General features: G+C 52.7%; 14 protein-coding genes. All 14 read left to right on the top strand.

Features of this window, described 5'->3' with window-relative positions:
* Window positions 1-87: 87 nt before the first annotated feature.
* The 14 genes from QZQ08_RS02905 to QZQ08_RS02970 all read left to right on the top strand — a co-directional run bounded on the left by QZQ08_RS02905 (window position 88) and on the right by QZQ08_RS02970 (window position 13,694).
* A complete protein-coding gene (locus tag QZQ08_RS02905) occupies window positions 88-657 on the top strand; it encodes a tryptophan transporter (protein ID WP_296327574.1) in 570 nt (189 codons plus the stop codon).
* Complete coding sequence (locus tag QZQ08_RS02910; protein ID WP_296327577.1) at window positions 650-1,516, top strand: energy-coupling factor ABC transporter ATP-binding protein; 867 nt, start codon at window positions 650-652, stop codon at window positions 1,514-1,516. Before QZQ08_RS02905 ends, QZQ08_RS02910 begins: the two co-directional genes overlap by 8 nt.
* Window positions 1,509-2,321 (top strand): energy-coupling factor ABC transporter ATP-binding protein, encoded by an 813-nt coding sequence (locus tag QZQ08_RS02915; protein WP_296327580.1) that lies wholly within the window; start codon window positions 1,509-1,511, stop codon window positions 2,319-2,321. Before QZQ08_RS02910 ends, QZQ08_RS02915 begins: the two co-directional genes overlap by 8 nt.
* A complete protein-coding gene (locus tag QZQ08_RS02920) occupies window positions 2,318-2,992 on the top strand; it encodes an energy-coupling factor transporter transmembrane component T (RefSeq protein ID WP_296327583.1) in 675 nt (224 codons plus the stop codon). Before QZQ08_RS02915 ends, QZQ08_RS02920 begins: the two co-directional genes overlap by 4 nt.
* Window positions 2,993-3,343: 351 nt before the next feature.
* Window positions 3,344-3,655 (top strand): hypothetical protein, encoded by a 312-nt coding sequence (locus QZQ08_RS02925; protein WP_296327585.1) that lies wholly within the window; start codon window positions 3,344-3,346, stop codon window positions 3,653-3,655.
* 5 nt (window positions 3,656-3,660) lie between these two features.
* Entirely contained in the window at window positions 3,661-5,505 is a 1,845-nt protein-coding gene (locus tag QZQ08_RS02930) for a V-type ATP synthase subunit I (protein ID WP_296327588.1), read from the top strand.
* Window positions 5,506-5,529: 24 nt separating this feature from the next.
* A complete protein-coding gene (locus QZQ08_RS02935; RefSeq protein ID WP_296327591.1) occupies window positions 5,530-6,006 on the top strand; it encodes a V-type ATP synthase subunit K in 477 nt (158 codons plus the stop codon).
* Between the two features lie 17 nt (window positions 6,007-6,023).
* The gene (locus tag QZQ08_RS02940) at window positions 6,024-6,632 is read left to right on the top strand and encodes a V-type ATP synthase subunit E (protein WP_296327594.1); all 609 of its coding nucleotides are present in this window, start codon (window positions 6,024-6,026) and stop codon (window positions 6,630-6,632) included.
* Between the two features lies 1 nt (window position 6,633).
* On the top strand, window positions 6,634-7,629 hold the full coding sequence (locus QZQ08_RS02945; RefSeq protein WP_296327597.1) for a V-type ATPase subunit: 996 nt from the start codon (window positions 6,634-6,636) through the stop codon (window positions 7,627-7,629).
* Window positions 7,630-7,654: 25 nt separating this feature from the next.
* The gene (locus QZQ08_RS02950) at window positions 7,655-7,981 is read left to right on the top strand and encodes a V-type ATP synthase subunit F (RefSeq protein ID WP_009015092.1); all 327 of its coding nucleotides are present in this window, start codon (window positions 7,655-7,657) and stop codon (window positions 7,979-7,981) included.
* 11 nt (window positions 7,982-7,992) lie between these two features.
* Entirely contained in the window at window positions 7,993-9,765 is a 1,773-nt protein-coding gene (locus QZQ08_RS02955; RefSeq protein ID WP_296327608.1) for a V-type ATP synthase subunit A, read from the top strand.
* Window positions 9,758-11,149, top strand: a complete 1,392-nt coding sequence (locus QZQ08_RS02960) for a V-type ATP synthase subunit B (protein ID WP_009015090.1) — start codon at window positions 9,758-9,760, stop codon at window positions 11,147-11,149. The genes QZQ08_RS02955 and QZQ08_RS02960 overlap by 8 nt, the downstream gene beginning before the upstream one ends.
* Before the next feature lie 3 nt (window positions 11,150-11,152).
* Window positions 11,153-11,782, top strand: coding sequence for a V-type ATP synthase subunit D (locus QZQ08_RS02965; protein ID WP_009015089.1), 630 nt, complete (start codon window positions 11,153-11,155; stop codon window positions 11,780-11,782).
* Between the two features lie 451 nt (window positions 11,783-12,233).
* Window positions 12,234-13,694, top strand: a complete 1,461-nt coding sequence (locus QZQ08_RS02970) for a GDSL-type esterase/lipase family protein (protein ID WP_296327696.1) — start codon at window positions 12,234-12,236, stop codon at window positions 13,692-13,694.
* The last annotated feature ends 306 nt before the right edge of the window (window positions 13,695-14,000 follow it).

Raw genomic sequence — 14,000 nt, forward strand, 5'->3', positions numbered from 1 at the left:
TATGGGGGAAATCCCATTGACATTGCCATCTTAAAAAAATACACTAGGAGAATAATCCATTACAACGGAAGAAAGGAAGGACAGGAGATGGAAAAAAAAGTACCGGAACTCATCACCGTGGAAGCTGCGAGGGACAGCCATCGCTGGGTGGCCATTACAGCCCTGCTGCTTGCCATTGGTGTCATTTTGCATACCATCAGTCCTAATGTGGGCGGGGTGACGCCCAACTGGACCATTGCCATGTATTCCATAACCACCAATTTGACTCATCCTGGTCTTTTGCGCGCCTTAGGGACGGGGTTTGTGGCAGGCCTTACCATTGTGCCTTCTTCCAAATCGGCATTTCCTTTGGGCAACATTGCCAGTGAAATTGCAGGGTCCCTGACCGCCTGCCTTCTTGTGAAGGCGTTTGTTTCCCTTCATCTGGGAAAATTCCGGTTGGCCCCCCTCATCATCGGTTTTTTTGCAACCCTTGTGAGTGGTTCTGTTTTTACGAACATCCTCTGCGTTGTCCTGGGCCTTCCCTTTTCCACGTGGCTCAAGGTCATGCTGCCTGTCGTGCTTGTCGTTGCCGTCCTCAACGCGCTCATCACACAGGCCCTCTATAAGCCGGTAGAAAAGGTATTCCATACGACAGGAGGTGGGGACCATGAGTGACAGTGTCATCCGTCTTTCGGGTTTTTATTACGCCTATCCCCAGAACGACGTTCTTTTGAAGGAAATCAATCTTTCCGTTGCAAAAGGTTCCTTTACGGCCATCGCGGGACCCAGCGGCGCCGGCAAGACGACCCTCTGCCGGGCCATGACGGGTATCGTTCCGACCTACTATGGCGGCCGTTATGCCGGGAAAGTGGAAGTGCTCGGCGAGGATATCCGCGATAAAAAGATTTCGGATCTTGCCATGCGCGTTGGCATTATGCTTGATGATTACGAAAGTCAAATGGTCTCCCTCACGGCAGGCGAGGAAATCAGTTTCAGCCTTTTGAACCATGGTTTCAGTCCTGATGCAGTCGATGCCCGCGTCAAAGAGGCCTTAAATGACGTCGGATTGCCGGATCGGGAAAACTACCAGCTCGACGAGCTGTCGGGCGGACAGCGGCAGCGCTTGCTTTTGGCATCCGTCCTTGCGACGCGTCCGGACATCCTCATCCTTGATGAACCGGTTTCGGCCATGGATCCTGATGGGGCCCGTTCCCTGTATGCCCTTGTGGACCGGATCCATAAGGACCATGGGATGACTGTGGTCGTTGTGGAACATGACCTTAATTATCTGCTGCCCTACATGACCCATATGGTGCTTATGGAAAAAGGTGAGATCAAGGTCCAGGGTCCCTTTGAGGAAGCTGCCCGCCAGGCCTTTTCCCAGGAATCGCTTCGGGCCAATCTCCCTGAACTGTGGCGCATCAAACTGGGCCTTGAAGCAAAGTACCCCGTAACACTGCAGGATTGGCGCAGTGAAGCGGCAGCCGTGCAGGAACTTGCGGAACGGTTTGAAAAGGAGAAAGACCATGATTGAAGCAAAAACCGTAACCTTTGCCTATCGGCGGGGTATCCCCGTCTTGAACGATATCAGCTGCACCATCCATGATGGGGAGGCTGTGGCCCTTTTAGGGCATAATGGAAGCGGCAAAACGACCTTGAGCCGTCTATTCATGGCCCTCAATCATCCTCGCAGCGGACAGATCCTCATCGATGGCCGGGATATTGTCAATTTTGAACCGGCCGATTTGGCCGATCAGATTGGCTATGTATTCCAGAACCCTGACCTGCAGATCTTGGGGGATACGGTCTATGAAGAAGTGGCCTATGGACTTGCCAATAAAAAGCTTCCTCAATCCACTGTTGACCGTCAGGTGCGGGAGGCCGTGGAAGCCATGGGACTGACGCCGTTTTTGGATCGTTATCCGCGGGCCCTTTCCTTTGGTCAGAAACGCCGCCTTGGCGTTGCAACGGCCCTTGCGCTCCAGCCTAAGACTTTGATTCTTGATGAAATCACCAACGGACAGGATGAACAGGAAAAGCGCCACATGATGGCCTATCTTGGCAGACTTCAGCAGGAGCGCCATATGACACTTATCCTCATTACCCACGATATGGATATTGCTCGGACCTATACGACACGGGCCCTTGTCCTGTCCCACGGGGACCTCGTCTATGACGGCCATACAGAGGAGCTTTTTGACGGCAAACGCCCCATTGAGGCTTGGGGACTGAAACAGCCCATTCTTTCCCGCATCTGTGCGCAAATGAAAGTGACGGGCGTGACGACGCCGGAGGAACTCTGCAGCAAGCTTGCGCTGAAAGGAGGCGAGGGAAAATGAAACTGACCGCATTTACGCGCCTCATCCTCGTCCTTGCTGTCACAGCCTGGGTCTTTTTGCTTCCCATCCCGGCTGTTGCCATGATCCTTGCCCTGGAACTTGTCATCCTTCTTTATATCAAACGGGACCGCGCTACCATGGCGGCCATCGGAACCTTGACGGTCTTTACGGCTCTCATGATCATCTTCCAGATGCTTTTTGGCTCGAGCCTTGAAGTGGCCTTGACGGGCGGCCTGCGGATGTTTGTTATGACAACGGCTTTCCTCTGCCTTTTGGCATCAACAAAGATCCAGGATATTGCCCAGGCCCTTGTAGAAAAGTTCCACATGCCCTATGAGTATGCTTTCATGCTTACGACCGCCCTGCGCTTTGTACCGGATTTCCTGTCAGACAGTGCCATCACCCTTGATGCCCAGTCCTGCCGGGGTTATTCCAATCGCGGCAATGCCTTGAAACGTCTTTTTGCCTACCTGGCTGTTGTCAAACCTCTTGTCATGCGAGCTGTTGCCAAGTCGGATACGCTTGCCCTTTCCATGGAACTCAAGGGCTTTGGCCCCAATACGTACCGGAATCGTCGGCCCATGAAACTGGGCGTATGGGATTATCTCATGCTCCTTGTGACCGTGTTCCTGTGTGCCTATCCGCTGTGGAGTCACCGTGTAGGTCTTTGACCCTGCCGAAACGGGATCATTTCTTTATGGATCAAAAACTGCTGCGTGAAGCGGCAGTTTTTTTATGGATTTTTTGTGAACAATTGGCTTAAAAAAATAAGATGGAGTGCGAGGTCGTAACGTTTTTTCCACTGTCTTTCGGACCTTATCGCGATGGATAGGAATCTTGGAATTTGATACAAGTTCTTAAAACAGAATTATTTTAAAAAATCCAAAGAATTTTTGACAATTCTTGACTGAAATATTGTATAATGGAATAAGCTGTTATGTTTTTCATCTTCTTTTTGCGAGGAAGTGGGGGAAAATGTACAGTTTTTATCTGCACATTAATGGAGCAAAGGTGGTGAGACCATGTCCATGTTAGAAGATATCAAAGCCGCGGAAAAGGCTGCTGATGAACTGAAGAAGGAAAAGACGGCAGCTGCCCGTGTTCTTTTGCGCGAAGCCCAGGAGGAAGCCCGGAAGGAAGCTGACACCCTGGTGGCAAAGGCCCGTGAAGCTGCGCAGAAGACCGTTTCGGAAGCAGAAGCAAAGGCCCATGAGCAGGCCGATGCCTTTGTCGCCCAAAAGGCCGAAGAAGACCGGCAGAAGGCAGAGGCTGCCCGTGCCCGTCTTGATAAAGCGGTGAAGTACATTATGGAAAAGGTCGTGATCGAATGCTAGTCAAAATGAAAAAATGGACGCTTTATGCGCTCAAGCAAGATCGCGACGCTCTGCTCATGGCTCTGCAGAAAGACGGCAGTGTCATGATTGAATCCGAAGGTGAGAAAAAAGGCCTTGAAGGCGCTGAAGAGGTGAGCGCCCAATTGGAAAAGACCGGTCAGGTCCTGCGTTTTATGGCGCAGAACGGGGCCAAAGGAGGTCTTTTTCCCAAGCGGGCGGAGCTATCCTATGACGCTTTCCTAAAGCCCAGTCAAACGGGTGAGAAGGTCACGGAACGGGTGGATACTTTGGCTAACCGGGTGGCCTCCCTTGACAGTGAAGCGGCCGCCCTCCGTACCCAAATAGAGAGCCTGAATCCTTGGCTGGATCTTGATATTCCCTTGGAACAGCTGAGCTTTACGGAAGATACTCGCCTATTTGTGGGGTTTGTGCCCGATAAGGAAGTGGACGCTGTTCGGGAAGGTCTCGCACCGCTTCTTGCGGAAATGAAGGCCTATGGCCTTGCCCCCGATGGACAGGCCCTCGTTGTCCTTGCTCACAAGGATGCGGAAGAAGGGGTCAAACATCTCCTCAAGGACCATGAATTTACGGAAGCCGTTCTTCCTAAGCGCAGCGGCCTTGCCCGGGATGTGGCAAACGAGCTGGCGGAAGAGGCAAAGGGCCGGGAAATTGAAGCCGAAAAACTGCGGTTTGAAGCCAAGGAAGCGGCCAAGGAAAAAGCCTCCGTTGAGCTTTATTATGATCAGCTGAGCGCGGAAAAGGACCGCCTTGCCGATGGCGGTATCGAAACAGAACGTGCCTTTGTACTGACGGGCTGGATCCGCGGGGACAGGCAATCTCATGTGGAAAAGGTCATCAGTGGGGTAACGGATGCTTACCAGCTGGCCTTCCGGGATCCTGAAGAAGGTGAAATTCCGCCGACGGTCCTTGAAAACAATAAGCTTGTGGCGCCTTATGAATCCGTCATTGGGCTTTATTCCCTTCCTAAGGCCGGAACCCTCGACCCTGATTTTCTTATGGCACCGTTCCATTTCATCTTCTTTGGAATGATGCTTTCTGATGCAGGCTACGGTCTTGTCCTGACGATCTTGCTTTATCTTGTCATGAAGAAAGTGAAACCTCAGGGATTGGGCGGTCAGCTCGTTATGGTCTGCCTTTTTGGCAGTATTTCGACCATTATCTGGGGGGCTCTTTTTGGCGGCTGGTTTGGCCTGGAATGGCATCCGCTGCTTTTTGTTCCTATGAATGAACCCCTGAAGATGCTTGCCCTCTGCTTTGGCCTTGGCATCCTTCATCTGGCACTGGGAATGCTGACCAAGGCATATCTCCTGATTCGCGATGGCGATATCATGGGGGCTGTCTGTGACCAGTTCAGCTGGCTCATCCTCTTTACAGGTCTTTTCCTCATGCCGTTCGTACCGGGCAGTATCGGAAAGGATATCGCCCTTCTGGGCGCTGCCATCATCGTCCTATTTGGGGGGCGGGATAAGAAGGGTATCGTGAGCCGTCTTATTGGCGGTGTCCTGAGCCTTTATAACATCAGCGGCTACCTCAGTGACCTCTTGAGCTATTCCCGTATTTTTGCCTTAGGCCTTGCAACGGGCGTCATTGCTATGGTCATCAATACGGTCGCCCAGATGCTCATTGCAGCTGGACCTGTGGGAACGGCGGCAGCCGTGGTCGTCCTTGTAGGCGGTCATTTCTTCAATATCATCATCAACATCCTGGGTGCTTTTGTTCACAGCTCCCGGCTGCAGTACATTGAATTCTTTGGTAAGTTCTATGAAGCAGGCGGCCGCGCGTTTGTCCCGCTGGCGCTTCGCACCAAATACACGGATATCGTGAAATAAGCCAATTTAAGGAGGATATGAATCATGATTAGTTTAGGAACAGCTCTTGCCATCTGCGGTGCCGCCATTGCGGCTGCTCTTGCCGGCGTTGGCAGCGCCATGGGTGTCGGGATTGCCGGCCAGGCTGCCAGCGGTGTTGTCAGTGAAGACCCGGATAAGTTCGGTAAGGTCCTCGTACTCCAGGCTCTTCCTGGTACGCAGGGCATTTATGGTCTGTTGATTGGGTTTGTCATCATCATGAATATTGGTCTTGTCAGCGGAACTCCGAAGGACCTCACCCTTTATCAGGGACTGTCCCTTCTCTTTGCTGGTCTGCCGATGGGCATTGGCGGCCTGCTTTCCGGAATCTATCAGGGCAAGGTTGCCGCTTCCGGTATCTACCTGACGGCAAAACGTCCGGAAGAAACTGGTAAAGGCATCATCCTGACCGCTATGGTTGAAACGTATGCCGTATTGAGCCTTCTGATTTCCTTCATCATGGTCAACGGTGTAAAACTGTAAAGAGAGGTGGACGCGTCGTGGCAGGCAACAAAATCATTGAAAAGATAGAAGAAGAAGCTAGACAGGGCGCGGCGGCGATTGAAGCGGAAGCAAAGCAAAAAGCAGAAGCGGAAAAGAGCCGTATCCTCGGGAAAGCAAAGGAATCCGCAGCGGAGATTGAAGTAAAGGCCCAGGCAGATGCCAAGGAAGCGGCCGGCCGTCTCATGCTGATTGCTGACCTCAAGAGCCGCAAGGACAGTCTTGCCGCTCATCGGGCCGTCATCCAGGAAGCCTTTGACCAAGCAGCGCTTCGCTTGTCCCAGCTTCCCCAAGAAGCCTGGGAAAAGCTGATCCTTGCCATCGTCACCCAAAGTGATGTGGAAGGAACGGAAACGCTGGTTGTACCCGCTAAGGACCGCGCAGTCTATGAAAATGGTTTTCTTTCCAAGATCAACAAGACCCTTGTGGACCAGGGAAAGAAAGGTGAAATGACCTTGGACAGCGAGGCTGCTTCCTTTAAGGAAGGGGTCCTCATCCGAGGGAAGGATTGTGACTACGATGGTTCTTTCGCCACGCTCCTGAGAGATGTACGCAGCGAGGAGGAATATCGCGTAGCAGGAATCCTGTTTGACGCGGAGGTGAAGTAACATGGCCCAGCCCAGTTTTGAATTTGCCCTGGGCCGGATCAGTGTCCTTTCCACTCATTTGTTATCGGCATCCCAGCTGCGCCGCATTGCTGAAGCCGGTTCTACGAAGGAAGCACAGAAACTTCTTTTGGAAACCGGTTACGGTGAAAACGCGGCAACGGAGCAGGAACTGGCCACGGGCGAGATCGATTTCATTATCCGCGGTCAGCTTCAGCTGACGCGGAAACGAATCAAGGAACTGACGCCTGATCCGGAGCTGACAGGACTTTTCCTCCTGCCCGTCGATACCCATAATATCAAGGCCCTTTTGAAGGCCCGCCTTTTGGGGATAAGTGCCGACGAGATCCTTCGTGACGGGGGAAACTTCCCTCTTGATACGCTAAAGGACATGATCCAGACCAAGTACTACGAGGATCTGCCCCCAGTTTACTGCGATACGCTGAATGAAATCGAGGCGGAACTTGGCCGTGAGGCCGATCCCCTTGTCTTCAGTGCTATGGTGGATGGGGCTATGTTCCGCCATGCCAAGGCGGTCATGGACGAAAAGCACGAAAAAGGATTCATTCGGGCATATTTCTCCCTGTGGGCCGATTTCCAAAATACACTGAGCCTGATCCGGGCCCAGAATCTCCATTGGGAGTTCAGCCAGCTCCGTCTCGTCCTTGTCGACGCCGGTGAGATTCCCCGGACTGTATTTGAAGAGTGCCTTGATACGCCGCCTGAACAGCTTGGGGCACGCCTCAATCAGGGCGCCCATGGCGCGGACCTCGTCCAGGCCATCAACGAATTTGCCCAGACGGGAGAACTCGGCATCATTGCCCGCCGTATGCAGGAAGGCAAGATGCAGATCATCCGGCTCGCTAAATGGGAGACGGACTCCTTGGGGCCTATTGTGGGGTATCTATTTGCCCGCGAGGCTGAAGCCGAGGCCCTGCGCCTGATTTTTGGGGCTCTTGCCGGCGGCTTTGAAGCAGAGCTGCCTGAAATCTACGCATAAGATCGCGAAGCTTGGGAGGAAAGATATGGATAAGAATAAGATTGCTGTTGTCGGTGATCCCAGCTCCGTTATGATCTTCAAGGCAGTAGGCTTTGATGTATTTTATGAACAAGAGCCGGACCAGATCAAACGGCGGCTCCACACACTGGCAGATGAAGGGTACGTCGTCATTTACATTACAGAAATGGCAGCAAGTCTTGCGGCCGATGTCATTGATGAATATGCTACGGCGACCTTCCCGGCCATCATTCCGATTCCTGCTGGCAGCAAGTCCTTGGGGCTTGGCATGAAGCGGGTCAAGGAAAATGTGGAAAAAGCCGTTGGTGCCGATATTCTATTCAAAGAAGGGTAGGGAGATAACCGATGAGCGGAAGGATCGTGAAAGTATCCGGCCCGTTGATCGTTGCTGAAGGCATGAAGGACGTGGAACTGTATGATGTGGTCCGCGTCAGTGAAAAGCGACTGATCGGCGAGGTCATCGAATTAAGAGACGATAAGGCTTCCATCGAAGTCTATGAAGAAACGGCCGGCCTTGGCCCGGGTGAACCGGTGGAATCGACAGGTTCCCCGCTGTCCGTGGAACTGGCCCCAGGCTTGATCGAAAGTATTTTTGACGGCATCCAGCGCCCGCTGGAAGTCATTTATCAATCAGAAGGCGACCGCATTACCCGCGGCATCGATGTACCGAAACTGAATCGGGAAAAGAAATGGGCGTTTGTCCCTGTGGCCAAAGCAGGCGACGAAGTTTCCGGCGGTGATGTCATCGGTACGGTCCAGGAAACCCCGGCCGTCCTTCATAAAATCATGGTGCCGCCTGGTAAGAGCGGCGTTGTGGAATGGGTCTTTAGCGGTGAAGCAACCATTACGGAACCGGTCTATAAATTAAAGGAAGCTGATGGAACCGTCAAGGAATATCCTATGCTCCAGACCTGGCCTGTCCGTAAGGCCCGTCCTTACAAATCGAAACTGGCTCCTGATGAACCGATGGTCACAGGTCAGCGCGTTATCGATACGCTGTTCCCGATTGCCAAAGGCGGTGTGGCAGCCATTCCGGGACCTTTTGGTTCGGGCAAGACCGTTACGCAGCACCAGCTTGCCAAGTGGGCTGACGCCGATATCATCGTTTACGTCGGCTGCGGTGAACGGGGCAACGAAATGACGGACGTACTGAACGAATTCCCGGAACTGAATGACCCGAGAACGGGCCTTCCCTTGATGAAACGGACGGTCCTTATTGCCAACACATCCGATATGCCGGTTGCCGCGCGTGAAGCTTCCATCTACACGGGCATTACGCTGGCGGAATATTTCCGTGACATGGGCTATAAGGTCGCCATTATGGCTGACTCCACGTCTCGGTGGGCAGAAGCCCTCCGTGAAATGTCCTCCCGTCTGGAAGAAATGCCAGGTGAAGAAGGCTACCCGGCTTACCTTGCTTCCCGTTTGGCTGAGTTCTATGAACGGGCAGGCGAAGTGGAATGCATGGGTAAAGATGAGCGTGTTGGGGCTGTATCGGCCATCGGCGCTGTATCGCCTCCGGGCGGTGATATTTCTGAACCTGTTTCCCAGGCGACGCTCCGTATTGTCAAGGTCTTCTGGTGCCTGTCTTCGGCCCTTGCCTATGCGCGCCACTTCCCGGCCATTGACTGGCTGCAGAGCTATTCCCTTTATTCGGACCGCCTGCGCAAGTATTACGATGCCAAAGTGGCTCCCGACTGGTCAAAGCTTGTCGGAACAACCATGGAAATCCTTCAGGAAGAAGCCAACCTCAATGAAATCGTCCGCTTGGTCGGTATCGATGCCTTGGGCTTCAAGGACCGCATCACCATGGAATGTGCGCGTTCCATCCGTGAAGACTTCCTTCACCAGAACTCTTTCCATGAAGTGGATACCTACACTTCCTTGGAAAAACAGTATGATATGCTGAAACTGATCATTACGTGGTACCAGAAGGCCTTGGACCTTTCTGGCAAACATATTGCGCTGGACCGTATCATCGATATGCCCGTCCGGGAACAGATTGGCCGTGCCAAGTATATTCCTGAAAGCGAACGGGATGAGAAGTTTGCCCAGCTGTTCAAAGATTTGGATCAGGCCTTTGCCGATCTGACGGAAGAGGGTGGCGACAATGCGTAAAGATTATAAGACGATCCGGGAAGTCGTCGGCCCCCTGATGACCGTGGACCATGTAGCCGGCGTCAAGTATGACGAACTGGTGGAAATCCATCAGGCAAACGGCGAAGTCCGCAGCGGCCGTGTCCTTGTGATTGACGGAGACCGTGCCTTGGTCCAGCTGTTTGAAAGCTCTCAGGGTCTGCAGGCTTCCACGGCCAAGGCTCGTTTCGTAGGACACGGGATCCAGCTCGGCGTTTCGCCGGATATGCTGGGCCGCGTCTTCGACGGTATGGGTAACCCTATTGATGGTGGGCCCAAGATCATTCCCCAGGAATATCTCGATATCAACGGGGCTCCGATGAACCCCGCTGCCCGTGACTATCCGGCCGAATTTATCCAGACTGGCGTCAGTGCCATCGACGGCCTGAACACGTTGGTACGCGGTCAGAAACTGCCGGTTTTCTCCGGTTCCGGTCTGCCCCATGCCCAGCTGGCTGCCCAGATTGCCCGTCAGGCCAAGGTCCTCGGCAAGGATGAAAAATTCGCCGTTGTCTTTGCGGCCGTCGGGATTACCTTCGAAGAAGCCAACTTCTTCATGGAAGACTTCAACCGTACCGGTGCCCTGAGTCGTGCCGTTATGTTCATCAACCTTGCCAATGACCCGGCTGTCGAACGTATTTCCACGCCGCGTATGGCCATTACGGCAGCTGAATATCTGGCTTTTGAGATGGACATGCATGTGCTTGTCATCATTACGGACATTACCAACTATGCCGATGCCCTGCGTGAAGTCTCTGCTGCCCGTAAGGAAGTTCCGGGCCGCCGCGGCTATCCGGGCTACCTTTATACGGACCTTGCCACCATGTACGAACGGGCTGGTAAGATCCGCGGCAAGAAGGGGTCCATTACGATGATTCCGATCCTGTCCATGCCGGAAGACGACAAGACCCATCCAATCCCTGACCTTACGGGTTATATTACGGAAGGTCAGATCATCCTTTCCCGAGAATTGTATCGGAAAGGACTCAAACCGCCGATTGACGTCCTGCCGTCCCTGTCCCGACTGAAGGATAAGGGCGTTGGCAAGGGTAAGACCCGTGAAGATCATGCGGATACAATGAACCAGCTTTTTGCCGCCTATTCCCGTGGGAAATCGGCAAAGGAACTGGCCACGATCCTTGGTGATTCTGCCCTGAGCCGCGTAGATAAGCTTTATGCAAAGTTTGCCGACGCTTTTGAACGAGAATACGTTTCCCAGGGATATGAAACCAACCGCTCCATCGAGGAAACCCTCGACATTGGCTGGAAGCTTCTGGGCATCCTGCCGAAGGGCGAACTGAAACGTATCCGTGACGAATACTTGGATAAGTACTATAAACCTGCGGATGGCTCTGAGGGGGAATAACCCATGGCTACAACTGTGAACCCGACACGAATGGAGCTGACCCGCCTCAAGAAGCGGCTCGCGACGGCAGTGCGGGGGCATAAGCTCCTAAAGGACAAACGGGACGAAATGGTGCGTCAGTTCATGCTTTACATCCGGCGCAATCATGAACTCAGACAGAAGATGGAAAAAGCCCTGTCCGATGTCTCCCAGCATTTTGTCCAGGCAAAGGCCCAAATGGGTTCTCTCTATATGAGTGAAGCCCTTCTTTATCCGGCACGGAGCGCTGAATTTGAAGTGGGGACGAAAAACGTCATGAGCGTTGACGTCCCGACCATCAAATATACGGGCGCAACAACGGATGATGAGACCCGCGTGCCCTATGCCTTCACCTTTACGTCGGCAGAACTTGATAATGCCGTCGTGAATCTTACCTCGTACCTGCCTGATCTGTTAGAGCTTGCTGAGGTGGAAAAGACCTGCAATATGCTCGCCGATGAAATAGAAAAGACTCGGCGGCGCGTCAATGCCCTGGAATATGTCATGATTCCGGAAATGCAGGAAAATATCAAGTATATTACCATGAAGCTTTCGGAAAACGAACGTGCCAGTACGGTACGCCTCATGAAAGCCAAGGAAATCATGGCTAAATAAGGAGGGCCCCCTGCAGGCAGCAGGGGCCCTTCTTTTTTTATGCCTTACTCGTATGGATGTTCGGCAGGAGGAAGTATTGGACGGAACCTAGGGGAACCGTTACAATGGAATCATCCAATCTAGGGAATCTGAAGGAAAGCGGGGCTGCCTGTCACCTTGCTGGTACCCTAGATATTTGATGCAGGCGCTTTTTTGCCCAATCTATCATGTTCCTTTTTGCACCGGTGTAAAGATGAAGGGGTTGCTGAGGAAGGCAACGGCCTTTTCCCGCCTTCCTGGAAGCGCAGCGTTATTTTGCAGAGCCGCTTCACCACGACAGAAATAGGAGGCCGGTTGGAGCAAGAAAGCAAATTCATCCTGTGGGCTTGATTGCCCTTGACAATCATTTTGGAAAGAGAGGTGAGGCGAGCCATCTTTTCCCTATGAAGGGGAATGCCAGCTCGTATTTGTGATGAAACGAACCCAGCAGATCCTACTAGTCATCATCATGATGTTTATCGTCGTATCGGGTGTCTACCGGTATCTGCCTTGCTTCAAGGAGATTTCTTTCTCTGGAAAAGAACTTTATGAAAATTGTGCAGAAGCCGGGAGTGAACCCAAAGGCGCCATCAAGGAGGCCTCAGCAACACTTGTCGTCCTGCCAAGCCCAGAAACCATCCGGAGTTCAGGTACGGGAGAGATTGCTGTGTCAAACCAAGTGACCACGCCCTACGGCGAAGCCCCCTATATCCTGAGCCATTTTCCCAAGGACCATCCCAGTTCATTAAAACCGGTCCTGCGATGGGAAAAGGCGGATGATGCCGTGGTTTATGAGGTTCAGCTTGCCAAGGATGGTACTGTGTTCCAGACTGATGGATATGTCTTTATTAATGGCTATAATGCCGTCCTTCCTGACGACTATACGGCTGACCATTTTGAATTTCGGGTCCGTGCCCTTAATTTGGACCGTGTCCCGATTACTCCATTTTCCGCGTGGGAAACGGTCTATGTGGATCCCCGAACGCCTTCCCTCCAGCGGCCAGTCCCGACCAACCGTTTCAATGAAGGCATAGGGACAACCCTCCTTTATCCCGTTTATAACTGGATTCCTGTCCAAGGGGCCCGAAACTACGAAGTGGAGATCCTCAGCCGCTTGCCGGAGCGTCCAGATCAGCGGGCAGACGCGGCGATTACCCTAGGGCGGGGCAAGGCGACAGGCTTTGATTGGTATGACGATACAAAGCGCATGGCTTCCTACCCCCTTTACTGGCGGGTCCGTGCCCTTGATGACAACGGTCAGCCCCTTGGTGTGTTTTCTGAACCCCAGAAAATGGAGACAGATCCCTCTGCCCATTGGGAGGTTGCGACTTTGGGCGACAGTATCTACCATGGCGGTGGGAACCTTTCCTATTCGCCGAGCGATTGGGAATACAGCTTCCAGCACTATTTGAAGTTTGATTCCATCAACTTGGCCCAAAGCGGGGATACAAGCGCGGCCACTTTGGCCCGCTTTGATGATGATGTCCTGCCTTTCCATCCCCGCTATCTCATCATCATGACCGGAACCAACAGCCTGCGGGCCGGGATGGATCCAGATGATGTCATTTCCGATCTTGCCGCCATCAAGGGAAAATGTGAACAAAACGGGATCCATCCCATTTTCATGACCTTGCCGCCTATCAATCCTCAGAATATTGCCCGGGCCTTCAATGAGCCGACGGCTGAGGATTGGAAGGAACGCTTTGCTGCTGTCAACGCTTATATTAGGACCCAGATCCATATCGATCTTGCAGGAAAGATCCCTGAAGGGGCGGACCTTCCGACGGAACTCGGCCTTGATGGCATTCACCTCGATCCGCCCGGAAAGAAATTAATGGCAGAGGCGGTCAATGAACAGTGGGAAAAGGTCCTGGCCCAATTTGGAGAAGAATAGCCGCTGGTGGAGCACTGACGCGGGGATTTCCCGCATAGGAGAGATTATGTCGATTGTTTATGTTATTTCCTATTTTTTCCTATTTTTATCCGTCTATTCATGAAACTTTCATTTTTCTCTTTTATAATAGATTCCAGAGGAAGGCAAGAAAGCAGGGTGACTCCAGACCCTGCAGCATGGATCCGTTGGTGACTCCTCTCCGGCGTTTCTTTTTCTTGTCATATAAGCCTCTATTTTTCCCCGGTAGTCCGGAGCTTCCCCGCTCGGATTACCATCCCCATATCCGGAGTCCCCATGTTGGGGGCT

It is taken from the genome of uncultured Acidaminococcus sp. (assembly GCA_900538365.1).
Classification (GTDB): Bacteria; Bacillota; Negativicutes; order Acidaminococcales; family Acidaminococcaceae; genus Acidaminococcus.

What these genes read in the sequence shown, in the direction of transcription:
- QZQ08_RS02905 (WP_296327574.1), top strand. Translation starts at nt 88, where the DNA reads ATGGAAAAAAAAGTACCGGAACTCATCACCGTGGAAGCTGCGAGGGAC.
- QZQ08_RS02910 (WP_296327577.1), top strand. Translation starts at nt 650, where the DNA reads ATGAGTGACAGTGTCATCCGTCTTTCGGGTTTTTATTACGCCTATCCC.
- QZQ08_RS02915 (WP_296327580.1), top strand. Translation starts at nt 1,509, where the DNA reads ATGATTGAAGCAAAAACCGTAACCTTTGCCTATCGGCGGGGTATCCCC.
- QZQ08_RS02920 (WP_296327583.1), top strand. Translation starts at nt 2,318, where the DNA reads ATGAAACTGACCGCATTTACGCGCCTCATCCTCGTCCTTGCTGTCACA.
- QZQ08_RS02925 (WP_296327585.1), top strand. Translation starts at nt 3,344, where the DNA reads ATGTCCATGTTAGAAGATATCAAAGCCGCGGAAAAGGCTGCTGATGAA.
- QZQ08_RS02930 (WP_296327588.1), top strand. Translation starts at nt 3,661, where the DNA reads ATGAAAAAATGGACGCTTTATGCGCTCAAGCAAGATCGCGACGCTCTG.
- QZQ08_RS02935 (WP_296327591.1), top strand. Translation starts at nt 5,530, where the DNA reads ATGATTAGTTTAGGAACAGCTCTTGCCATCTGCGGTGCCGCCATTGCG.
- QZQ08_RS02945 (WP_296327597.1), top strand. Translation starts at nt 6,634, where the DNA reads ATGGCCCAGCCCAGTTTTGAATTTGCCCTGGGCCGGATCAGTGTCCTT.
- QZQ08_RS02950 (WP_009015092.1), top strand. Translation starts at nt 7,655, where the DNA reads ATGGATAAGAATAAGATTGCTGTTGTCGGTGATCCCAGCTCCGTTATG.
- QZQ08_RS02955 (WP_296327608.1), top strand. Translation starts at nt 7,993, where the DNA reads ATGAGCGGAAGGATCGTGAAAGTATCCGGCCCGTTGATCGTTGCTGAA.
- QZQ08_RS02960 (WP_009015090.1), top strand. Translation starts at nt 9,758, where the DNA reads ATGCGTAAAGATTATAAGACGATCCGGGAAGTCGTCGGCCCCCTGATG.
- QZQ08_RS02965 (WP_009015089.1), top strand. Translation starts at nt 11,153, where the DNA reads ATGGCTACAACTGTGAACCCGACACGAATGGAGCTGACCCGCCTCAAG.
- QZQ08_RS02970 (WP_296327696.1), top strand. Translation starts at nt 12,234, where the DNA reads ATGAAACGAACCCAGCAGATCCTACTAGTCATCATCATGATGTTTATC.